This is a genomic window from Streptomyces daghestanicus (assembly GCF_020521275.1).
Taxonomy (GTDB): Bacteria; Actinomycetota; Actinomycetes; order Streptomycetales; family Streptomycetaceae; genus Streptomyces; species Streptomyces griseoviridis.
The window spans coordinates 292789-312587 of record NZ_BNDX01000018.1 but is presented as its reverse complement, the minus strand read 5'-3'; the positions used below and the strand labels follow the sequence as shown (position 1 = coordinate 312587).

At 75.8% G+C, this 19799-nt stretch carries 20 protein-coding genes and 2 pseudogenes; 12 read left to right on the top strand and 10 right to left on the bottom strand.

The window, feature by feature from the left end:
* Window positions 1–15: 15 nt before the first annotated feature.
* Window positions 16–252, top strand: a pseudogene (locus Sdagh_RS36600) (FAD-dependent oxidoreductase); the annotation flags it as partial.
* Between the two features lie 79 nt (window positions 253–331).
* Window positions 332–985, top strand: coding sequence for an FAD-dependent oxidoreductase (locus Sdagh_RS36595; protein ID WP_308288779.1), 654 nt, complete (start codon window positions 332–334; stop codon window positions 983–985).
* Here the strand turns inward: Sdagh_RS36595 and Sdagh_RS33790 are convergent.
* Both Sdagh_RS33790 and Sdagh_RS33785 read right to left on the bottom strand, forming a co-directional pair.
* A complete protein-coding gene (locus tag Sdagh_RS33790) occupies window positions 967–1371 on the bottom strand; it encodes a CBS domain-containing protein (protein WP_190076435.1) in 405 nt (134 codons plus the stop codon). The two genes, Sdagh_RS36595 and Sdagh_RS33790, sit on opposite strands and share 19 nt — an antisense overlap.
* Window positions 1372–1538: 167 nt before the next feature.
* On the bottom strand, window positions 1539–3512 hold the full coding sequence (locus tag Sdagh_RS33785; protein ID WP_190076434.1) for an AfsR/SARP family transcriptional regulator: 1974 nt from the start codon (window positions 3510–3512) through the stop codon (window positions 1539–1541).
* A gap of 141 nt (window positions 3513–3653) precedes the next feature.
* Between Sdagh_RS33785 and Sdagh_RS33780 the strand changes: the two genes are divergently transcribed.
* Window positions 3654–4532, top strand: coding sequence for an alpha/beta fold hydrolase (locus tag Sdagh_RS33780; protein WP_189413981.1), 879 nt, complete (start codon window positions 3654–3656; stop codon window positions 4530–4532).
* Window positions 4533–4551: 19 nt separating this feature from the next.
* Here the strand turns inward: Sdagh_RS33780 and Sdagh_RS33775 are convergent, their stop codons facing one another.
* From Sdagh_RS33775 to Sdagh_RS33760, 4 genes and pseudogenes are all read right to left on the bottom strand, one after another.
* Window positions 4552–4986 carry a VOC family protein gene (locus tag Sdagh_RS33775; RefSeq protein ID WP_189413980.1) on the bottom strand — a complete coding sequence of 145 codons (435 nt, stop codon included), beginning with the start codon at window positions 4984–4986 and terminating at the stop codon, window positions 4552–4554.
* Window positions 4987–5178: 192 nt separating this feature from the next.
* The gene (locus Sdagh_RS33770) at window positions 5179–5604 is read right to left on the bottom strand and encodes a PPOX class F420-dependent oxidoreductase (protein WP_189413978.1); all 426 of its coding nucleotides are present in this window, start codon (window positions 5602–5604) and stop codon (window positions 5179–5181) included.
* 60 nt (window positions 5605–5664) lie between these two features.
* Window positions 5665–6573: pseudogene (locus Sdagh_RS33765) on the bottom strand (NAD(P)-dependent oxidoreductase); the annotation flags it as partial.
* Between the two features lie 22 nt (window positions 6574–6595).
* The gene (locus tag Sdagh_RS33760) at window positions 6596–6889 is read right to left on the bottom strand and encodes a hypothetical protein (RefSeq protein ID WP_226536132.1); all 294 of its coding nucleotides are present in this window, start codon (window positions 6887–6889) and stop codon (window positions 6596–6598) included.
* Between the two features lie 178 nt (window positions 6890–7067).
* Here Sdagh_RS33760 and Sdagh_RS33755 point away from each other — a divergent pair, with 178 nt between their 5' ends.
* The gene (locus Sdagh_RS33755) at window positions 7068–7532 is read left to right on the top strand and encodes a type II toxin-antitoxin system PemK/MazF family toxin (RefSeq protein WP_190010648.1); all 465 of its coding nucleotides are present in this window, start codon (window positions 7068–7070) and stop codon (window positions 7530–7532) included.
* On the opposite strand, the gene Sdagh_RS33750 is transcribed toward Sdagh_RS33755, so the two are convergent.
* Complete coding sequence (locus Sdagh_RS33750) at window positions 7517–8341, bottom strand: TIGR02452 family protein (protein ID WP_190010649.1); 825 nt, start codon at window positions 8339–8341, stop codon at window positions 7517–7519. The genes Sdagh_RS33755 and Sdagh_RS33750 overlap by 16 nt on opposite strands.
* A 244-nt stretch (window positions 8342–8585) precedes the next feature.
* Between Sdagh_RS33750 and egtA the strand changes: the two genes are divergently transcribed.
* The 4 genes from egtA to egtD are packed head-to-tail and all read left to right on the top strand — an operon-like array spanning window position 8586 to window position 12971.
* A complete protein-coding gene (egtA, locus tag Sdagh_RS33745) occupies window positions 8586–9887 on the top strand; it encodes an ergothioneine biosynthesis glutamate--cysteine ligase EgtA (RefSeq protein ID WP_189413971.1) in 1302 nt (433 codons plus the stop codon).
* Window positions 9884–11215: an ergothioneine biosynthesis protein EgtB gene (gene egtB / locus Sdagh_RS33740; protein WP_190076433.1), complete on the top strand. Its 1332-nt coding sequence runs from the start codon at window positions 9884–9886 to the stop codon at window positions 11213–11215. Before egtA ends, egtB begins: the two co-directional genes overlap by 4 nt.
* Window positions 11215–11994: an ergothioneine biosynthesis protein EgtC gene (egtC, locus tag Sdagh_RS33735; RefSeq protein ID WP_190076432.1), complete on the top strand. Its 780-nt coding sequence runs from the start codon at window positions 11215–11217 to the stop codon at window positions 11992–11994. Before egtB ends, egtC begins: the two co-directional genes overlap by 1 nt.
* Window positions 11991–12971 carry an L-histidine N(alpha)-methyltransferase gene (gene egtD / locus Sdagh_RS33730; protein ID WP_189413965.1) on the top strand — a complete coding sequence of 327 codons (981 nt, stop codon included), beginning with the start codon at window positions 11991–11993 and terminating at the stop codon, window positions 12969–12971. The genes egtC and egtD overlap by 4 nt, the downstream gene beginning before the upstream one ends.
* Here the strand turns inward: egtD and Sdagh_RS33725 are convergent.
* Window positions 12959–14227, bottom strand: a complete 1269-nt coding sequence (locus tag Sdagh_RS33725) for an extracellular solute-binding protein (RefSeq protein WP_226536130.1) — start codon at window positions 14225–14227, stop codon at window positions 12959–12961. The two genes, egtD and Sdagh_RS33725, sit on opposite strands and share 13 nt — an antisense overlap.
* A 181-nt stretch (window positions 14228–14408) precedes the next feature.
* Here Sdagh_RS33725 and Sdagh_RS33720 point away from each other — a divergent pair, with 181 nt between their 5' ends.
* On the top strand, window positions 14409–14618 hold the full coding sequence (locus Sdagh_RS33720) for a dodecin (RefSeq protein ID WP_189413957.1): 210 nt from the start codon (window positions 14409–14411) through the stop codon (window positions 14616–14618).
* Between the two features lie 28 nt (window positions 14619–14646).
* Here the strand turns inward: Sdagh_RS33720 and Sdagh_RS33715 are convergent, their stop codons facing one another.
* Complete coding sequence (locus Sdagh_RS33715; protein WP_189413955.1) at window positions 14647–15138, bottom strand: phosphatase domain-containing protein; 492 nt, start codon at window positions 15136–15138, stop codon at window positions 14647–14649.
* A 94-nt stretch (window positions 15139–15232) separates the two neighbouring features.
* Here Sdagh_RS33715 and rpmF point away from each other — a divergent pair, with 94 nt between their 5' ends.
* Genes rpmF through Sdagh_RS33700 form a run of 3 tightly spaced genes read left to right on the top strand, consistent with a single transcriptional unit; the run spans window position 15233 to window position 18836 of the window.
* A complete protein-coding gene (rpmF, locus tag Sdagh_RS33710; RefSeq protein WP_189413954.1) occupies window positions 15233–15403 on the top strand; it encodes a 50S ribosomal protein L32 in 171 nt (56 codons plus the stop codon).
* A 40-nt stretch (window positions 15404–15443) separates the two neighbouring features.
* Window positions 15444–16451: an LLM class flavin-dependent oxidoreductase gene (locus Sdagh_RS33705; RefSeq protein WP_189413952.1), complete on the top strand. Its 1008-nt coding sequence runs from the start codon at window positions 15444–15446 to the stop codon at window positions 16449–16451.
* Between the two features lie 39 nt (window positions 16452–16490).
* Entirely contained in the window at window positions 16491–18836 is a 2346-nt protein-coding gene (locus Sdagh_RS33700; RefSeq protein WP_190010654.1) for an ATP-binding cassette domain-containing protein, read from the top strand.
* A 29-nt stretch (window positions 18837–18865) separates the two neighbouring features.
* Here Sdagh_RS33700 and Sdagh_RS33695 read toward each other — a convergent pair whose 3' ends face one another.
* Window positions 18866–19729: a DUF2382 domain-containing protein gene (locus Sdagh_RS33695; protein WP_190076431.1), complete on the bottom strand. Its 864-nt coding sequence runs from the start codon at window positions 19727–19729 to the stop codon at window positions 18866–18868.
* Between the last annotated feature and the right edge of the window lie 70 nt (window positions 19730–19799).

Below are 19799 nucleotides of genomic sequence, written 5' to 3'. Positions count from 1 at the left end.
GAGTCGGGCGTGCTGATGCTGTTCCACGCGTTCGCGTCGACGGCGTTGCCGCCGGACGGCGGACGGCGGGTGGTCTTCGGGACCAGGTCGGGGCCGGTGGTGATCGACGCCGCGGTGGTGGACGGCACCGGCGACGGGGACGTCGCGGCGGCCTGCGGGGCACCGTACGAGATCGGGCGGCCAAAGGACGGGCTGGTGCAGCCGATGACGCTGATGTTCCGGGTGGCGGACTCCTCCCGGCCGGACTTCGCCGCGTACGTGCGCGACCACCCGGACCGGTGGCGCGGGGTGCACGGCCTGTGGGACCTGGTAGGCGCGGGCCGCCGGGGACCTGCGGCTGCCGCGCGAGGACGTCCTGTTCTTCACCGCCCCGCACCCGCACGAGGTGAGCGTCAACCGCACCCGCGTGACCCGGGTGCTCGGCACCAGCGTCCGGTACCTGACCCGCGCCGAGTACACCGCCCGCCGGCGACTGGACCGGATCGACCGCTTCCCGCGCACCCGGGTCCCCGGTTTCGAGGAGGCGTACGCCGTGCGGAGCGGGGTGCAGGTCGGCGTCCGGGAGAGCCGCCGGGTGGTCGGCGACCACCAGCTCACCGGCCACGACATCCTGGCCGCGCGTTCCTTCCCCGACGTCGTCGCGCACGGCGCGTACCCGGTCGACATCCACAACCCGCGCGGCACCGGCAGGGTCCTCAGGCGCGTGCCGGAGGGCGGCTTCTACGACATCCCGCTGCGCTGCCTGCTGCCACGGGGGGACCGAGCGGCTGCTGGTGGCGGGGCGCTGCGTCTCCGGGACGCACGCGCGCACTCGTCCTACCGGGTCATGCCGGTCGCCATGGCGACCGGGCAGGCGGCCGGGGTGTGCGCCGCGCTGACCGTCCGCCACGGGCACGGGTCGCGCGGGCTGCCGTACCGGCTGGTGCAGCGGGAGCTGCTGCGGCAGGGGGCGCGGCTGCGGCTCGGTCAGGCGGAGGGCACCTGAGGGCGTGCCGCGCGGAGGTCGGACAGCGCGGCGAGGCTGACCACGCCGACCGCCTCGCCGTCGGGTCCGACGACCGGGAGGCGGGGCACGGCGTAGTGGCGCATCAGCTCGGCGGCCCGGTCGGTGGTGTCGTCCGGGGCGAGGGTCACCACGGGCGGCGGGGCGCACACGGACCCGACCCGGGTGGCGGCGGGGTCGCGGCCGTCGGCGACGGCCCGCAGCACGATGTCGCGGTCGGTGAGCACGCCGAACAGGTCGCGGTCGTAGGCGACGAGGACGTCGCGGACGTCCCGTTCGCGCATCAGCTCGGCGGCGCGGGTCACGGTGGTCATGGGCCGGACGGTCGCCGTGGCGGGCGACATCACATCGCGGACGCGGTGGGTCATGGGGCCTCCCCGGCGCTGCGCCGGTGGTCGTGCGGGGTGGGGTCCCGGGCCGCATGACCCGCGCCGGACGGGGCAAACCGCCCGGGCGGGGGCGCGTGGTGGTGTCGCGCGTCCCGGCGGCGCCGCCCGTCCGCCGCTCCCGTGCGGGGCGCGGCCGTGGTGATCGGTCAGGGGCCGCCCAGGACCCGGCCGGCGGCCGTCAGCCAGGCGTCGACGGGGCCGAAGGTGAGCACCCCGCTGCCCGCGCCCGCGAGTTCCCCGGACGCGGGCAGCAGCGCGTCGTGCGCGCGGCGCAGTGCCGCCCGGTCTTCGAGGGCGAGGGCGAGCGCGGCCTCGGCGCACCACAGGGCCTCCTGGAGGAGGTCGGGCGGCGGGACGGGCAGCCGCCCGAGGGCCTCCCCGGCCCCGGCCCGGTCACCCTCGGCGAGCAGGGCGAACAACTCGGCCCAGGGACGGTACGGACCCCAGTCGGCGTGCCGGTCCACACGGGGCGGCAGGCCCCGGGACAGGCGCAGGCCGAGCAGGGCCAGCGGGAGCAGGCCGCGCTCCAGACCCGGCATCCCGGCGCCCTCCAGGAGGACCGCGGCGGCCCGGTAACCGGCCTCCGCCTCCTCGTACGGGACACCCCGGGCGGCCCGGCGCAGGGCCCGGTACCAGGCGGTGAAGACGGCCACCAGGGGGCGTTCGTGCCGGACGGCCAGCCGGTCCGCGGCGGCGGCGTGCTCGTCGGCGCCGGTGAAGTCGGCCACGGCGGCGCGGGCCTGGACCCGGACGAGACGGCCGAGCACCTCATGGGTGACCAGGCCGTGGCGGCTCGCGAGCGCGACGAGTTCGGTGCCGATCGCGTCGCGGCGGCCGGACATCCCGGCGGTGGTGCAGGACTGCATGTAGGTGCCGTTCAGGGCGAACGCCAGCAGCGCGGGGTCGTCGAGGCGCCGGGCGATCTCCTCGGCCCGGCGGGCCGCCTCGGGGCCGCGCGGGGTGCGTACGCCCCGGCTCTCCAGGGCGATCGTGGCGAGGAGGCGGCAGCGGGCGGGGTCCGCCGCCGGGGTGCCGGGGAGCGCGGCGAGGGTGCGTTCGGCCGCCTCGACCAGCCGGCGGGCCGCCTCGGGGTCGTCGCTGCGGGTCCAGTTGGCGGGGACGTCGTACGCGCCGATGACCCGGGCCGTCAGCTCGGGGTCGCCGGTCTCCTCGGCGGCGGCGACGGCGGCCGGACGGTGCTGCCGGGCCGCCTCCAGTCCGCCGCCGCCGGTGACGGCGAGGTGGCGCAGCAGGCCGACGGCCGTCTCCAGCCGGGCCCCGGAGCCGGCGGCGACCGTCCGGTCGTACGCCTCGGTCGCCGCCGTCCACAGCCGGGCCGCCGCCTGCGCCGGTTCGGCGGGCGGGTCCAGGGCCGGGTCCTGGGCGAGGACGGCGGCCTCCAGGCGGCGCAGCCGCGGCCCGGGGTCGATGCCGAGTTCCCCGGCGAGCCGGGCGCGGGCGCGGCGCAGCACCGCGAGGGCGTCCGCCTGCCGTCCGGTGCGGTACAGGGCGAGGGCGAGCAGCCGCCACGCCTCCTCCCGCCAGGGGTGCTCGATGAGGTGCGCGTCCAGGTCGGGGACGGCCTCGGCGGGCCGGTCCAGCTCCACCAGCAGCTCGGCGCGGCGCTCGACCGCGCGCAGCCGCAGCTCGGTCAGCCGGGCGCGCTCGCCGCGCGTCCACTCCTCCTCGGCGAACTCGGCATACGCCGGTCCCCGCCACTGCCCGAGCGCCACCGCGAGCCGGCCGGGCGCCTGGGCGGCGGGCAGCCGTCCGGCGGCTTCGACGGCCTCCTCGAAGCGCCAGGCGTCCACCGCGTCCGCCGCCGGGCGCAGCGCGTACCCCGGGCCCTCGGTGACCAGCAGCCGGGCCGGGGCGCGGGGCGGACGGTCGGGTTCCAGTGCGCGGCGCAGGTCGCCGACGAAGGTGCGGACCGCGCCCAGGGCCCGCGGCGGCGGTACCTCCCACAGGTCCGCGACCAGCCGGGACACCGGGACGACCCGCCGCCGGGCCAGGACCAGCCGGGCGAGGACGGCGCGGTGCCGGGGGCCCTTCAGGGCGAGCGGTACGCCATCGCGTCCGGCCGTGACCGGCCCGAGCACCCCGAAGGTGACCGTCTCCATGTTCCGACCCGTTCCGTCCCGCTCGCCCGCCGCTCAGAGGGTCCACGGTACGCGCGCCGGCCGGCCGGCGACCGGCTGCTGATCGGTTGCTGATCGGGGCGCGGGAGGCTCACAGGCGTCGCAGGACGAAAGGAACCTCCCATGACACCGACCATCCCCGGCTTCTCGTACGACCGTGTCCCGGTCGCCGACGGCGTCGCGCTGCACGTCGCCGTCGGCGGCTCCGGCAGCCCGGTCGTGCTGCTGCACGGCTTCCCGCAGACCCATCTGATGTGGCGGCACGTCGCCGTCGGCCTGGCCGACCGGCACACGGTGATCTGCCCCGACCTGCGCGGCTACGGCGCCAGCGACAAGCCGGCCGACCCCGACGGCACCGCGTACGCCAAGCGGACCATGGCCGCCGACGTCGTCGCCCTGGCGCGGGCCCTCGGGCACGAGCGGTTCGCGCTGGCCGGGCACGACCGGGGCGCGCTGGTGGCGGTCCGGGCGGGTCTGGACCACCCGGACGCGGTGACCCACCTGGCGGCGCTGGACGTGCTGCCGACCCTGGACATGTGGGACGTGCTGCACGGCACCACGGCCGCCGTCGGCTTCCACCTGTATCTGATGGCCCAGCCGCCCGGACTGCCGGAGACGCTGATCTCCGGGGCCCCGGACGCGTTCTTCGGCCACTTCCTCGACCTCTGGGCCCGTGACCCGCAGGCCCTGCCCGCCGACGTGCGCGCCGCGTACCTGACGGCGTCCCGCGAGGCGGTGCCGTCCATCGTGGCCGACTACCGCGCCTCGGCCGGCATCGACGTCGCGCACGACCGGGCCGACCGCGACCGGGGCGCCACCCTGCGGATGCCGGTGACCGTGCTCCAGCAGGACTGGGGCGCGGCCCTCGGCTACGACGCCGCCGCGCTGTGGCGGGCCTGGGCACCGGACCTGCGCCATGTCACGGTCGACTGCGGCCACTTCATGGCGGAGGAGGCACCCGGACGGGTCTCCGGGGCGCTCCGGGAACTGCTGCACCGCTGACGCGCGCCCCGGACGCCGGTCACACCGCCCCCGGCACCTCCTCGGTGACTCCGTTCAGGGGCGAGTCGGGGTGGCTGCCGTAGGGGCGGGTGAGGATCTCCATGCCGTGGCCGTCCGGGTCGCGGAAGTACACGCCGCGCCCGCCGTCGTTCCGGTTGATCCGGCGCGGGTACCGGCCGTGCGGGTCGGCCTGGACCGGGACGCGGTCGGCGACGAGCCGGGCCAGGGCCGCGTCGAACACGTCCTCGGAGACGAGGAACGCGTAGTGCAACACGGGGATGTCGGCGTCGGCGCCGACGCCGGCGAAGTCCAGGGTGACGCCATTGGCGGTGGTCAGGGGCAGGAAGGGTTCCATCGGCGCGCCGACCTCCAGGCCCAGGACGCGGGCGAGGAAGTGCGCGGACCTCTCCCGGTCGCGGGAGGGGACGATGGTGTGGTTGAACTCGACGGACACGGCTGAATGCCTCCGGGGCATCTCCGCGGCGCCTCCATGCCTCACCCGGCCGGCGACCGGCACGCGACACCGCGGCCTGGATGTTAGGCCGCCCCGCGCCGCCCTGTCGAGCGCTTTACGGCGCCCGGCGGTCCTTCCGGCCCGGCGGCGGAACTCCCTGGAGGCGCCGGGCCGGTGGCGCGCGGCCGGCCCTCAGGCGGACGGCTGGTCGCTGTCCTTGTGGGCGCCCCAGCCGTGCCAGCGCTCGACCTCGATCAGGGCGCTCACCCGGGGCCTGACCTGGTCGGGATAGGCGTCGCCGGTGTAGTGGGCGGAGATGCGGTCGATGTCCGCGAGGCCCTCGTCGTCGCGGAACTCCGCGACCCGGCCGATGAGGGTGACGTGGGTGTACCAGTCGTCGCCGTCCAGGACGGTGAGGGTGACCCGCGGGTCGCGGCGCAAGTGCTTGAGCCGTACCCGGCCCGCGTCGAGGCTGATCAGGACCCGGCCGTCGTCCTCCCAGACGTACCAGGTCGGGGTGGAGACGGGGGTGCCGTCGGAGCGGACCGTCGCCATGACGCAGGGGTTGGGGCGGCGGAGCATCTCGACGGCGTCGGCGGGCAGGGGCGGCTTGGACATGTGGACTCCTCGGTCGTCGTTCTGGTGTCGTGTCCCGGGGTCGGGTACCCCGGTTCCGGCTCAGGTGCCCGGCTGCTCCGGGAAGCTGGCGTAGTACGCCGCGGCCATGTCCTCCTCGCCGTGGCCCCGCGCGGCGGCCCGCGCCAGCCGGTCGGCGCCGGCGGCGGCCACGTCCAGGCGGACCCCGGCCCGTTCGCCGGCCTCGACGATCAGCCGGGCGTCCTTGGCGGCGGTGCGCACGGCGAACTGCGGCGGGGTCAGCCGCCCTTCGCGGATCAGCGCGGCCTTGGCCCGCAGATAGCCCATGTCGAGCCCGCCGCCGGCGATGGCGTCGAAGAAGTGGTCGGGGTCCACGCCCAGCGCCCCGGCCAGCGCGAGCACCTCGCCGGCCGCGTTGGTGGCGGCGATGACCCAGCTGTTGGCGACCAGTTTCAGCCGGGTGGCGCTGCCCTCGGCGCCGTCCTCGCCGGTCCACACCGTGCGGTCGCCCACCGCGTCGAACACGGGCGTCACGAGGTGCCGGGCGTCGGCCGGTCCGGCCGCGAGCACGAGCAACCGCCCGGCCTCGGCGGGCTGCCGGGTGCCGAGCACCGGGGCGTCGAAGAAGACCAGGCCGTGCTCGCGGGCGAAACCGGCCAGGGGGCCGATGGCCTCGACGCCCGCGGTGGTCGACTGGGCCCAGGCGGTGCCGGGGCGCAGTCCGGGCGCTGCCTCCCGCATGACGTCGAGGGCGGCGGGGCCGTCGTGGAGCATGGTCAGGACGACGTCGGCGTCCCGGACCGCCTCCTCGGGGGTGCCGGCGACGTGCGCGCCGTCGGCGGTGAGCGGCTCGGCCTTGGCGCGGGTGCGGTTCCAGACGCGGACGGCGTGTCCGGCGCGGGCGAGGTTGCGGGCCATCGCGGCGCCCATGATGCCGGTGCCCAGGACGCTCACGGTGAGCTGATCGGTCATGAGGTCGGCTTCCTCCTCCGGGTGGTGACGGGAACGACGGTCAGCCTGCCACCTGCCCGCGGGCGGCGCGGATCAGCCCGTCCGGCCGGGCCTGGTGGCCGTCGGGCATCGGGTTCGGGGTCCGCCCCACCGGTCCGGCCGCGGGCCCGCCGTACCGCGACTCCTGGGTGAGGACCCGTACCCGGCCGCCGGGCAGGTCCTCCACCGGCCAGGCGCGCGGCCCGTCCCGCCGGGTGCCGGGACCGCCTTCCTTCAGCGCCGTCCGGTTCTCCCCGGTGCCCGGCGGGTACCGCTCGGGCCGGTCGATCGCGTGCTGGGTGGTCTCGGGTGCCACGGGGTTCCTCCTGGGCGTTCCTTGGGCATGCTGGCCGCTCGGGCGCCGGGCTGCCACTCGGCGGCGTCCCCGACGGTGGCCCGTCGCCATCGGCACACCGGCGGACGGACCGATCGCCGCCACCGGCACTCCGATGCCCGGGACCCGGTGGTGATCACGCGTCCCGTACGGTACGGCCGTGACTGCCTTCCCCCATGAGACCGGCGAGACCGGCGAGAACACCCCCGGCCGGTACGGCCCCGCCGCCACCACCGAGGCCGACGCCCGCGCGGTGGGCCGGGTGCGCACCGAGTACTCCCCCGCCCACGACGGCGACCCGGACCCGGGCGAGATCGTCTGGACGTGGGTGCCGTACGAGGAGAACGACGGCCGGGGCAAGGACCGTCCGGTCCTGGTGGTCGCCCGGGAGGCGGGCGGGACGGTCCTCGCCGTGCAGCTCTCCAGCAAGCGGCACGACGCCGACCGGGACTGGGTGCCCATCGGCGGCGGCCCCTGGGACCGCTCGGGGCGGGACTCCTGGGTGGACACCGACCGGGTGCTGCGGCTGCACGAGGCGGGCATGCGCCGCGAGGCGTGCGCGCTGGACCGGATGCGCTTCAACCTGGTCCGGCACCGGCTGCGGGAACGCTACGGCTGGAGCTGAACCGGCCCGAACGCCCGGTCGAAGGCGGCGCGGACCGGGCCGCCCCCGGTCCGGTCCGGGATGCCGAAGACCACGTGCGTGAACGCGGACGCGAACCGGCCGCCGGGTCCCAGCAGGGTCCGGAAGGCGTCCGCCACCTGGTCCGGGTCGTTGCGGAAGACGCCGCAGCCCCAGGCGCCGAGGACCAGCCGCCGGTGGCTGTGGGCGACGGCCGTCTCCAGGACCCGCTCGGCCCGCACCGCCAGGGCCCGCGGCAGGCCGGCGGCGCGCTCCGGTGCCGTGCGCAGCAGCACGCCCGCGTTGGGTGCGGCGGCGGTGAGGAACGAGACGGGGTACGGCTCGTCCAGCAGGTGCCCGTGGTCGTCCCGGAAGACGGGGACGGCCGGCGCGTGGATGACGCGGTCGCTGTAGAGCGGGTCGCGGTGGGCGCGGTGGTGGTCGTAGAAGGCGGGGACGCGCAGCAGGCAGGTGTACAGCGCGGAGGCCCGGCACAGGGCCTCCTCCTGGGCCTGGGCGCCGTTGAGGTGGCCGCCGCCGGGATTGCGGGCGGAGGCGAAGTTCAGGGCGGCGACGTCGCCGCCGAGGCGGCGGGCGGCCGCCAGGGTGCTCTCGCCGGTGACCTCGACGCGGGTCCGCGCGGGCGGGACACGCGGGACGGGGACCGGCTCCGGTCCGTGCAGGCGGGTGCCGGCGCGGGCCGCCTCGACGGCTCCCGCGATCGTCACCTCGCGCCCGCCGGGGGCGCGATAGGCGCCGTCGGCGACGATCTGCTCCGTCCGCCGCGCGAGGTCCCGCAGGCGCGCGCTCACGGCGCCACCCCCGTGGACGCCGTGGCCGCGCTCCGTGCGGTCTCCCCCGTCGTGCTCATGAACGCATCGTGAGCGATGCTGGTCCTGCGGCGCAACGGAGTTTCCCTCGCACCCGGCTTCCCGCATTGCCTCGTTATGTCCCCTTGTGCCGAGGAGCCCGAAGGTCTTGGGTGGGACGAGTGTGCCGCCCCGGCCACCCCGGCCGGAGGTCGGCGACATGGTGGTTTCTCAGGAGGAATCCGACATGTCAGAACCGGTCGGTGGCTGTCGCAGGCCACGTACCGCCGTCAGTGAGGCCGAGGTCGAGGCGATCGTCCGCGGCATCGCCTTCAAGACCGGACCGCCGCGGCGCCTGGGCGTCGAAGTGGAATGGCTCGTCCACGAGCTGCGCGACCCGCGGCTCCCCGTGACCACCGAACGGCTCGGCGCGGCCTACGCCGCACTGGAGTCCGTTCCCCTGAAGTCGGCGCTCACCGTGGAGCCCGGCGGACAGCTGGAGCTCAGCTCGCCGCCCGCCGCCTCCCTGACGGAAGCCGTCGACACCGTCTCCGCCGACCTCGACGCCGTCCGCGCGGTGCTGCGCGCCGACGGCCTGGCCCTGGTCGGCCTCGGCCATGAACCCGGGGACCTGCCGCGCCGCTATCTGCGGCAGCCCCGCTACGACGCGATGGAGACCGCGCTCGACCGCGCCGGCCCGGCCGGCCGCTCGATGATGCGGGCCACGGCCTCGGTGCAGGTGTGTCTCGACGCGGGGCACGAGGAGCCCGGTCCGCTCGGGCACGTACGGCGCTGGTGGCTGGCGCACCGGCTCGGTCCCGTCCTGGTGGCCGCGTTCGCCAACTCCCCGCTGGCCGGGGGGCGGCCCACCGGCTGGCGCTCCACCCGGCAGCTGCGCTGGGAGGAGATCGGCGCGGACCGGGCGGGCGGCCCCCCGCTGGACACCGACCCGGCGGGCGCCTGGGCGCGGCACGTGCTGGACGCGCCGGTGATGTGCGTCCGGCGTGAGACGGGCCCGTGGGAGGTGCCCGCCGGGCTCACCTTCCGGGAGTGGACCCGGTCCCGGTCACCGCGGGCGCCCACCGCCGAGGACCTCGACTACCACCTGACCACGCTCTTCCCGCCGGTACGGCCGCGCGGCCACCTGGAGCTGCGCATGATCGACGCGCAGCCCGGCGACGACGGCTGGATCGTGCCGCTCGCCGTCACCGCCGCGCTGTTCGACGACCCGGAGGCCACCGAGACCGCCTACCGGGCCGTGAAGCCGCTGGCCGAGCGGACCGGTGGGCGGCCCGCCCCGCACAACCCGCTGTGGCGGGACGCGGCCCGGCTGGGCCTCACCGACCCCGAGCTGCGCGAGGCCGCCGCCGTCTGCTTCGCGGCGGCGCTCGGCGCGCTGCCCCGGCTCGGCGCGCGCACCGCGGTGACGGACGCCGTCGCCGCGTACCTGGACCGCTATGTCTCCCGGGGCCGCTGCCCCGCCGACGACCTGCTGGACGGGCCGGACGGCACCCGCCGTCCCCCGTCCGGGAAGGACATCCCCTCATGACCGCCCCCGACGCCACGGAGATCCACGACACCGAGGCCCTGCGCGAGCGGGCCCTGGCCACGCTGGTCACCGCCCGTGACCGCACCACCCTGCTGACCGACTGCGTCGACGGCCCCGACCTGACCGCGCAGCACTCGCCGCTGATGTCGCCGCTGGTGTGGGACCTCGCCCACATCGGCAGCCAGGAGGAGCAGTGGCTGCTGCGGGCGGTCGCCGGGCAGGAGGCGATACGCCCGGAGATCGACAGCCTCTACGACGCCTTCGAGCATCCGCGCGCCGAGCGCCCCCGGCTGCCGCTGCTGCCGCCCGAGGAGGCCCGCCGGTACGCGGCCGAGGTGCGCGGCCGGGCCCTGGACGTGCTGGAGCGCACCGCGTTCGGCGGGTCCCGGCTGACCGAGGCGGGGTTCGCGTTCGGCATGATCGCGCAGCATGAACAGCAGCACGACGAGACCATGCTGATCACCCATCAGCTCCGCCGGGGACCGCGGGTCCTGACCGCCCCCGACCCGGACCCCGTCCCCCTGTTCACGGGCCCCGCCGAAGTCCTCGTGCCCGGCGGCCCGTTCACCATGGGCACGTCCACCGAGCCGTGGGCGCTGGACAACGAACGGCCCGCGCACCGCCGGGAGGTGGCACCGTTCTTCATCGACACCGCACCGGTGACGAACGCGGCCTACCAGGCGTTCATCGCGGACGGCGGCTACACCGACCGGCGCTGGTGGACCGCCGAGGGCTGGGACCACGTGCGGCGCAACGGGCTCGGCGCGCCGCTGTTCTGGCGGCGGGACGGCGAGCGGTGGCTGCGCCGCCGGTTCGGGGTGACGGAGGCGGTGCCGCCGCACGAGCCGGTGCTGCACGTGTGCTGGTACGAGGCCGACGCCTACGCCCGCTGGGCCGGGCGGCGGCTGCCCACCGAGGCCGAGTGGGAGAAGGCGGCCCGGTACGACCCGGCGACCGGCGGCTCGACGCGCTACCCGTGGGGCGACGCCGAGCCCGGCCCCGAGCACGCCAACCTCGGCCAGCGCCATCTGCGTCCGGCGCCGGCCGGGAGCTACCCGGCGGGCGAGTCGCCGCTCGGGGTGCGCCAGTTGATCGGCGACGTCTGGGAGTGGACGGCGAGCGACTTCCTGCCGTACCCGGGGTTCCGGGCCTTCCCGTACAAGGAGTACTCGGAGGTGTTCTTCGGCCCCGGTCACAAGGTGCTGCGCGGCGGTTCCTTCGCGGTGGACGCGGTGGCCTGCCGGGGCACGTTCCGCAACTGGGACCTCCCGATCCGGCGGCAGATCTTCTCCGGCTTCCGCACGGCCCGCTCCGCGGAGGCCGTCTGATGTGCCGTCACCTCGCCTACGCGGGGCCGGCGCTGCCGCTCGGCGAACTCCTGGTGGCGCCGCCGCACGGCCTGTACCGCCAGTCCTGGGCGCCGCGCCGGCAGCGGTACGGGACGGTCAACGCCGACGGGTTCGGCGTCGGCTGGTACGCCGAGGGCGACCCGGTGCCGGCCCGGTACCGGCGGGCCGGACCGGTCTGGGCGGACGGGTCCTTCGCGGACCTGGCCCGGGTGGTGCGCAGTACGGCGCTGCTCGGGGCGGTGCGTGACGCGACCCTGTCGGGGGCGGACGCGGAGGCCGCGGCGGCGCCGTTCGCGGCGGACCGCTGGCTGTTCAGCCACAACGGGGCGGTGCCCGGCTGGCCCGGCTCGCTCGCCGCCCTGGTGCCGTCGCTGCCGCCCCGGGAGGTGCTGGCGCTGGAGGCCCGCACCGACTCGGCGTTCGTGTGGGCACTGGCCCTGCACCGGCTGCGGGCCGGCGCCGCCCCGTCGCGGGCGCTGGCGGAGACGGTCCGGGCGGTCGCCGAGGCGGCCCCCTCGGCCCGCCTCAACCTCCTGCTGACCGACGGGGGGACGATCACCGCCACCGCCTGGGGCGACACCCTGTGGTACCTGTCCCGGTCCGGCGGCGGCACGGTCGTCGCCTCCGAGCCCTACGACGACGACCCGCGCTGGCGGGAAGTGCCCGACCGCACCCTGCTGGCGGCGAGCCGCAGCGAGGTGCGGCTCGCCCCGATCGAGGAGTACGCGCCCGTGATCCCGGAGGAGTCCCGCACGTGAGCCCGTTCCGCATCACCCGCATCCTGCCCGAGGACGCCACGGACGCCGCCCTGCGCGCCGACGTCCGGGCCGGTCTGACGGGCAGCCCGCGCACCCTGCCGCCGAAGTGGTTCTACGACGCCCGGGGCAGCGAGCTGTTCGACCAGATCACGGAACTGCCCGAGTACTACCCGACCCGCGCCGAACGGAAGATCCTCGCCGCCCGGGCCGGTGCGATCGCCGCGGCGTCCGGCGCGGCCACCCTGGTCGAGCTGGGTTCCGGGTCCTCGGAGAAGACCCGGTACCTGCTGGACGCGCTGACCGGGCTGCGCGCCTACGTCCCGGTCGACGTCAGCGAGAGCGCCCTGGTGGGCGCCGGGCGGGCGATCGCCGCCGAGCGTCCCGGCCTGGACGTGCACGCGCTGATCGCCGACTTCACCGGCGCGCTGGAGCTGCCGGACACGCCCGGTCCCCGGCTGCTGGCGTTCCTCGGCGGCACCATCGGCAATCTGCTGCCCGCCGAGCGGGCGGCGTTCCTCGCCTCGGTCCGCTCGGCGCTGGCGCCCGGCGACACACTGCTGCTCGGCACCGACCTGGTCAAGAACGAGGCGGAACTGGTGCGGGCGTACGACGACGCGGCCGGGGTGACGGCCGCGTTCGACAAGAACGTGCTGTCCGTCGTCAACCGCGAACTGGGCGCCGACTTCGACCTCGCCGCCTTCGAGCACGTGGCGGTCTGGGACGCGGAGCGGGAGTGGATCGAGATGCGGCTGCGCGCCCGTACGGCGCAGACCGTGAAGATCAAGGAGCTGGACCTGGCGGTGGACTTCGCGGCCGGTGAGGAGCTGCGCACCGAGGTGTCGGCGAAGTTCCGCGAGGAAGGGGTGCGGGCCGAGCTGGCGGCGGCCGGCCTGACGGCGGTCCACTGGTGGACCGACCCGGCGGGCCGGTTCGCGCTGTCGCTGAGCACGCCCGCCCGGCCGGCTCAGGACGCGTAGGGCTCCAGCAGGGCGGTGACGCGCTCGGTGGCCCGGCGGGCCTCGGTGGCCGGGTCGGCGCCGCCGAGCACGTTCGTCATGTACTCCTTGATCGGGTTGTCCGCCTCGACCGCGCTCCAGCCGGGCGTGGTCGGGGTGGCCCGCCCGCGCGCCGCGCCGGCCGCCATGGCGGCGACGCCCTCCTCGCCCGCGACGGCGTCGGCGAGCGACTTCCTGTTCGGGACGTAGTTCATGGTCCGGGCCAGTTCGGTGTTCCACTCGGCGCCGGCCAGGGCGTCGACCACGGCGACGGCGGCGTCCCGGGCGCCGGTGTTCTTGGCCACCACCAGGTCGGAGCCGCCGGTGAAGACGGCGCCGGGCACACCGGCCCTCCGGCCGGGCACGGGGAAGAACCCGATCTTGTCCTGGAGGGCGGGGTTCTCCCGGAGGACGGTCCCGGCCAGTCCGGGCACCGCCACGATCTGCGCCACCCCGCCGTCCGCGAACACGCCCGCCTGCGGCGGGTGTTCCTCGTCGGCGCCGGCCGGTCCGTCGCCGAGCGCCTGGAGCCGGCGGTAGAAGTCCATGCCGCGCAGGGCGGCCGGGCTGTCCAGGGCGCCCTGCCAGGTGCCGCCGCCGCGCTGGGCGGCCAGCTCGCCGCCCTCCTCCCAGATGAACCCGGCGAGCGTGTACCAGTCCTGTCCCGCCAGGTAGATGCCCTGGTCGCCGCCGGTGCCGAGCCGCTCGGTGATCTCCAGCCACTCGTCCCGGGTGCGCGGCGGCCGGGTGATGCCCGCCCGGTCGAACAGGTCCTTGCGGTAGAGGACGACGCGGTTGGCGGCGTACCAGGGGATGCCGTACTGCCGGGACTGCCACCGGCCCGGTTCGGCGAGGCCCGGCAGCCAGTCGCGGATGCCCCAGTCCCGCATCGACTCCAGCGTGAGGTCGAGCAGACCGCCGCCCTCGGCGTAGCCCGGGACCTGGGTGTTGCCGACCTCGATGACGTCCGGCCGGTCCTCGCCCTCGCCCGCCAGCGCCCGCCGCACCTTGTCGACGACGCCGGTCCACTCCTGGATGCGGAGGTCCACGCTGATGCCGGGATGGGTTCCTTCGAAGTCCTCGGTGAACCGGTCCAGGAACTCCTGCGAGGCGCTGCCCTTCATCAGCCAGACGGTGACGGTGCGCCCGCCGGAGCCCCCGTCGCCGGAGACCAGCCCGCAGCCGGGCAGCAGCAGGGCGGTCGCGGGTACGAGGGCGAGCAGACTGCGACGTCTCACGAGGGGTCCTGTTCTCTCCGGGGGTGACCGGCGCGCGGCGAAGGGAGACCCGACATGGGGGGACGAGCCCATGGCTCGTACGGGTGCCTGGATTTTGGTATGTACCAATGCCGGGGTCAAGGGTCACCGGCGCATCGCCCGACATCTCGCGCCCCGGTGCGGTCTGGGGCACCGTGGAGTCATGACGAACCACACATATCGCGTCACGGAGATCGTCGGCACCTCGCCCGACGGCGTCGACCAGGCCGTCCGCAACGCCATCGCCCGCGCCTCGGAGACGCTGCGCAACCTGGACTGGTTCGAGGTGACGCAGGTGCGCGGCCAGATCGAGGACGGGCAGGTGGCGCACTGGCAGGTCGGCCTGAAGGTGGGCTTCCGGCTGGACGAGTAGCCCGGACCGCCCCGAGCGGGCGCCCCGGTCAGGTCCGCCCTTCGCGCTCCTGCGCGTCCCTCAGCTCGGCCGACCGGCCCGCCCAGTCGGCCCGTACGACGGTGAAGCCCGCCCGCCGGGCGTCCGCGCACACCAGCTCGTCGTCGTCCACCAGCACCCGGACCTCGCGGGTGCGGGCGAGGGCGCGCAGGGTCTCCAGCTTGGTGTGGCGCGCGGGCCTGCGGTCGCGGTCGCCCCGCATGCGGACGGAACCCTCGGGCAGCCCGTGCGCCGCGAGCCAGTCGAGGGTGTCCCGGCGGCAGCGCTCGGGGCGGCCGGTGAGGTAGACGACCTCGCACTCCTCGGCGCTGCGCCGGGCCAGCGCCACCCCCTCCGGCAGCGGCGGATCGTGCGGGGCGGCGGCGAAGAAGGCGTCCCAGTCCCGCGGCCGGCGCTCCAGGAAGCGCTGCCGGTGGGCGGTGTCGGCGAGGGTGTTGTCCAGGTCGAACACGGCCAGCGGGCGCTTGCTGCTCTCGGTCACCCCTTCACCTTAACCGGCCCTTTTGTAAACGGTACCCATTTTCATATACGGTCCTCGGCGTCCAGCCCCACGACCACCGAGGAGTCCGTTCGCCATGGCCGTCCCCAAGCGGAAGATGTCCCGCAGCAACACCCGTCACCGCCGCGCGCAGTGGAAGGCGGCCACGCCGGCGCTCGTCCCGGTCACCGTCGACGGCGTCCGCCACCTCGTACCGCAGCACCTGCGCCGGGCGTACGAGCGCGGACTGCTGCGTCCCGAGGGCTGACCGGCGGGAATGCCCCGTCCCCGGGGGCGTTGAACCGGGTGTGAGCTCGCTGACCGCCCGGACCCGTTTCTCCGTCCTCGACCGTTCCCGCACCCGCGCGGGACGCCCGCCCGGCGAGGCGCTGCGCGACACCGTGCGGCTGGCCCGGGAGGCCGAGCGGCTCGGCTACCACCGGTTCTGGGTGGCGGAGCACCACGGGGTGCCCGGGGTGGCCGGTTCCGCGCCGACCGTGCTGGCCGCCGCCGTGGCCGGGGCGACCCGGACGATCCGGGTGGGCACCGGCGGGGTGATGCTGCCCAACCACCGGCCGCTGGTGGTGGCCGAGCAGTTCGGCGTCCTGGAGTCCCTCTTCCCCGGCCGGATCGACATGGGCCTGGGCCGCTCCGTGGGCTTCACCGACGGGGTGCGCCGGGCGCTGGGCCGGGGCAAGGACGACGCCGACCGCTTCGAGGAGCAACTGGCCGAGCTGCTCGGCTGGTTCGCCGGCACCTCCCCCACCGGCGCGCACGCCCGCCCCGCCGAGGGGCTGAGCGTGCCGCCGTTCGTGCTGGCCATGGGCGAGGGCGCGCTGGTCGCCGCCCGCGCGGGCCTGCCGATGGTCATCGGCGACCTGCGCGACCGCGACCGGATGCGGCGCGGCATCGACCGCTACCGGGAGGCGTTCCGCCCCTCCCCCTGGGCCCCGGAGCCGTACGTCGTCGTCTCCGGCACGGTCGCCGTGGCCGCCACCCCCGAGGCGGCGCGCCGGCTGCTGCTCCCCGAGGCATGGTCCATGGCGTACTCCCGCACGCACGGCACCTTCCCGCCGCTGCCGTCCGCCGAGGAGGTCGAGTCCCGGGCGATGACCGCGAAGGAGCGCGGCTTCCACGAGGCCGGTCTCACCGGTCATCTCGCGGGCACCGAGGAGCAGGTCGCCGACGCGCTGGAGACCCTGATGGAGGAGACCGGCGCCCAGGAGGTGCTGGTCACCACCAGCACCTACGACCGCACCGCCCTGTACGACTCCTACCGGCGGCTCGCGCGGGTCGTCACGGGAGCGGAGGCTTAGAATCGCGGGGTTTGCCCCCCTGCGGTACGGAGCCTCCTCATGCACCACCCCCACGACCCGTACGTCCGGGTCCGCGGCGCCCGCGAGCACAACCTGAAGGGCGTCGACGTCGACATCCCCCGGGACGTGGTGGCCGCCTTCACCGGGGTGTCGGGGTCGGGGAAGTCGTCGCTGGCGTTCGGCACGGTGTACGCGGAGGCGCAGCGCCGGTACTTCGAGTCGGTGGCGCCGTACGCCCGCCGGCTGATCCATCAGGTGGGCGCTCCGAAGGTCGCCGGGATCACCGGGCTGCCGCCCGCGGTCTCGCTCCAGCAGCGCCGGGCGGTGCCGGGCTCCCGTTCGTCGGTCGGCACGGTGACGAACCTGTCGAACTCGCTCCGGATGCTGTTCTCCCGCGCCGGTGACTACCCCCCGGGCGCCGCACGGCTCGACTCCGACGCCTTCTCGCCCCATACGGCGGCCGGGGCGTGCCCGGAGTGCCACGGGCTCGGCCGGGTGCACCGTACGACGGAGGAACTGCTGGTCCCTGACCCGTCGCTGTCCGTCCGGGAGGGCGCGATCGCCGCGTGGCCGGGGGCCTGGCAGGGCAAGAACCTGCGGGACGTGCTGGACGCGCTCGGGTACGACGTCGACCGGCCCTGGCGGGAGCTGCCCGCCCGGCAGCGCGAGTGGATCCTCTTCACGGACGAGCAGCCGGTGGTCACCGTGCACCCGGTGCGCGAGGCCGGGCGCGTCCAGCGGCCGTACCAGGGCACGTACACGAGCGCCCGGCGGTACGTGCTGAAGACCTTCGCCGACTCCAGGAGCCCGGCGCTGCGCGCGAAGGCGGAGTCCTTCCTCACCAGCGCCCCGTGCCCGGTCTGCGGCGGCGGGCGGCTGCGGCCCGAGGCGCTGGCGGTGACCGTGGGCGGACGGACCGTCGCGGAGCTGGCCGCGCTGCCGCTGACCGGGCTGGCCGCCGTGCTGCCCCGCGACGGGGAGCCCGCCCGGGTCCTCACCGACGACCTCCTCGCCCGGATCGCGCCCGTCGTCGAACTGGGCCTGGGGTACCTGAGCCTGGACCGGGCGACCCCGACCCTCTCCGCCGGGGAACTGCAGCGGCTGCTCCTGGCCACCCAGCTCCGCTCGGGACTGTTCGGCGTCGTCTACGTCCTGGACGAGCCGTCGGCGGGACTGCACCCGGCGGACACCGAGGCGCTGCGGGCGGTGCTCCAGCGGCTGAAGGCGGCCGGGAACTCGGTGTTCGTGGTGGAGCACCACCTGGACGTGGTGCGCGACGCCGACTGGATCGTGGACGTCGGGCCGGGCGCGGGCGAGCACGGCGGACGGGTGCTGCACAGCGGTCCGGTCGCGGAGCTGGCCGGTGTCGCCGGCTCGGCGACGGCCCGGTACCTCTTCGGCCGCTCCCCCGCCCCGGCCCGTGCCCCGCGCGCCCCGCGCGGCACGCTGACGGTCGGCCCGGTCACCCGGCACAACCTGCGCGGGGTGACCGCCCGCATCCCGCTGGGCGTCCTCACGGCCGTCACCGGTGTCTCCGGGTCCGGCAAGTCCACCCTGGTCGGGGAGATCACCGAGGAACTGCCGGGCGTGGACCGGCTGGTCGCCGTCGACCAGCGGCCCATCGGCCGCACCCCGCGCTCCAACCTCGCCACCTACACCGGCCTGTTCGACGTGGTGCGCAAGGTCTTCGCGGCCACCGACGGCGCCCGGGAGCGGGGGTACGGCGTGGGCCGGTTCTCCTTCAACGTCTCCGGGGGCCGCTGCGAGACCTGCCAGGGCGAGGGGTTCGTCAGCGTCGAACTGCTCTTCCTGCCGAGTACCTACACGCCCTGCCCGGACTGCGGCGGGGCGCGCTACAACCCCGGGACGCTGGAGGTGACGTACCGGGGGCGGAACATCGCCGAGGTGCTCGGCCTGACCGTGGAGTCGGCGGCGGAGTTCTTCGCGGACGTCCCGGCGGCGGCGCGCTCTCTCGGCACGCTGCTGGACGTGGGCCTCGGCTATCTGCGGCTCGGACAGCCCGCCACCGAGCTGTCCGGCGGGGAGGCCCAGCGCATCAAGCTGGCGAGCGAGTTGCAGCGCGGCCGGCGCGGGCACACCCTCTATCTGCTGGACGAGCCGACGACCGGGCTGCACCCCGCCGACGTGGAGGTCCTGGTACGGCAGTTGCACGGCCTGGTGGACGCCGGGCACACCGTGGTCGTCGTGGAGCACGACATGTCCGTCGCCGCCGGCGCGGACTGGGTGGTCGACCTGGGGCCGGGCGGCGGTGACGCGGGCGGCCGGATCGTGGCGGCCGGTCCGCCCGCGCGGGTGGCGGGGGCCGAGGGCAGCGCCACCGCGCCGTATCTGGCGCGGGCGCTCGGCGGCGCGGCGTCCGCCTGAGCGGTGCCGCGCCGCCGGGCCCGGCCGGGTCACTCGCGGCCCGGCCGCCGGGCGTCGTCCGCGCTGCCCTCCGTGACGATGCCGTCCGTCTCCAGGCGCTCCTTGCGGACCTGGCCGTGGACGGTCTCGTTCTCGACCCACTCCTCGGTGGTCAGCCGCACGCGCTCCACCGGCACCGTCTCGGTCTCCACCACGGCGTGTTCGTCGTGCAGGACGACCTCGTGCTCGGCCTCGGCGATCTCCGGCCCGGTGAGCGCGGCGTCCCGGTTGGCCTCGGTGATCGGCTCCCGCTCCAGCCGCACCTCCTCGTGCCGGACCGGAACGGTCTGCTCCACCTCCTCGGTGACGACGTACTTGCGCAGCCGGGCCCGGCCGGTCTCGCGCCGCTCGACGCCGACCCGCAGCCGCTCCTCGGAGAGCGTCATGGCGTCGTCCTCGCCGAGCATCGCCGTACGGTCCTGGCCGCCCCGTTCACCGGCGGTGCCCGCCAGGCCCGCCGTGCCGGCTGCCGCGGCGGTGCCGGTGCCCATGCCGGTGTCGGTGCCCGACGGCCCGGCGTCGGACAACACGTTGTCCCAGTTGACGCCGTAGTACTCGTAGAGCCGGTGTTCCTCGCTCGCCGACAGGTGCCCGCCCGCGTCGATGTCGACGCTGGGCGCGTTCTTGACCTGGTCCTTGGCGTAGGGAACCTCAAGGTGGTCCTCGACCAGGGTCGCGTCGTGGATGGGGATGAACGACTCCTTGGAGCCGATCATGCCCGTCTTGACGCTGACCCACTCGGGGCGCCCGGTCATGTCGTCGAAGAAGACGTGCTTGGCGTCGCCGATCTTGTTGCCCTCCCCGTCGTAGACGGGATGGTCCAACAGCATCGTGATCTCTTCGCGGGTGATCATCTTGGCCTCACCCTCCTTCTGGAGTGACACCTCTACGGCTTTCCGCATCACGAGGCGGAAAACGGAGCAT

Coding starts and splice junctions, on each gene's coding strand:
- Sdagh_RS33790 (WP_190076435.1), bottom strand. CDS start 1,371: ATGACCCACCGCGTCCGCGATGTGATGTCGCCCGCCACGGCGACCGTC.
- Sdagh_RS33785 (WP_190076434.1), bottom strand. CDS start 3,512: ATGGAGACGGTCACCTTCGGGGTGCTCGGGCCGGTCACGGCCGGACGC.
- Sdagh_RS33780 (WP_189413981.1), top strand. CDS start 3,654: ATGACACCGACCATCCCCGGCTTCTCGTACGACCGTGTCCCGGTCGCC.
- Sdagh_RS33770 (WP_189413978.1), bottom strand. CDS start 5,604: ATGTCCAAGCCGCCCCTGCCCGCCGACGCCGTCGAGATGCTCCGCCGC.
- egtA (WP_189413971.1), top strand. CDS start 8,586: ATGTCAGAACCGGTCGGTGGCTGTCGCAGGCCACGTACCGCCGTCAGT.
- egtB (WP_190076433.1), top strand. CDS start 9,884: ATGACCGCCCCCGACGCCACGGAGATCCACGACACCGAGGCCCTGCGC.
- egtC (WP_190076432.1), top strand. CDS start 11,215: ATGTGCCGTCACCTCGCCTACGCGGGGCCGGCGCTGCCGCTCGGCGAA.
- Sdagh_RS33720 (WP_189413957.1), top strand. CDS start 14,409: ATGACGAACCACACATATCGCGTCACGGAGATCGTCGGCACCTCGCCC.
- rpmF (WP_189413954.1), top strand. CDS start 15,233: ATGGCCGTCCCCAAGCGGAAGATGTCCCGCAGCAACACCCGTCACCGC.
- Sdagh_RS33700 (WP_190010654.1), top strand. CDS start 16,491: ATGCACCACCCCCACGACCCGTACGTCCGGGTCCGCGGCGCCCGCGAG.
- Sdagh_RS33695 (WP_190076431.1), bottom strand. CDS start 19,729: ATGATCACCCGCGAAGAGATCACGATGCTGTTGGACCATCCCGTCTAC.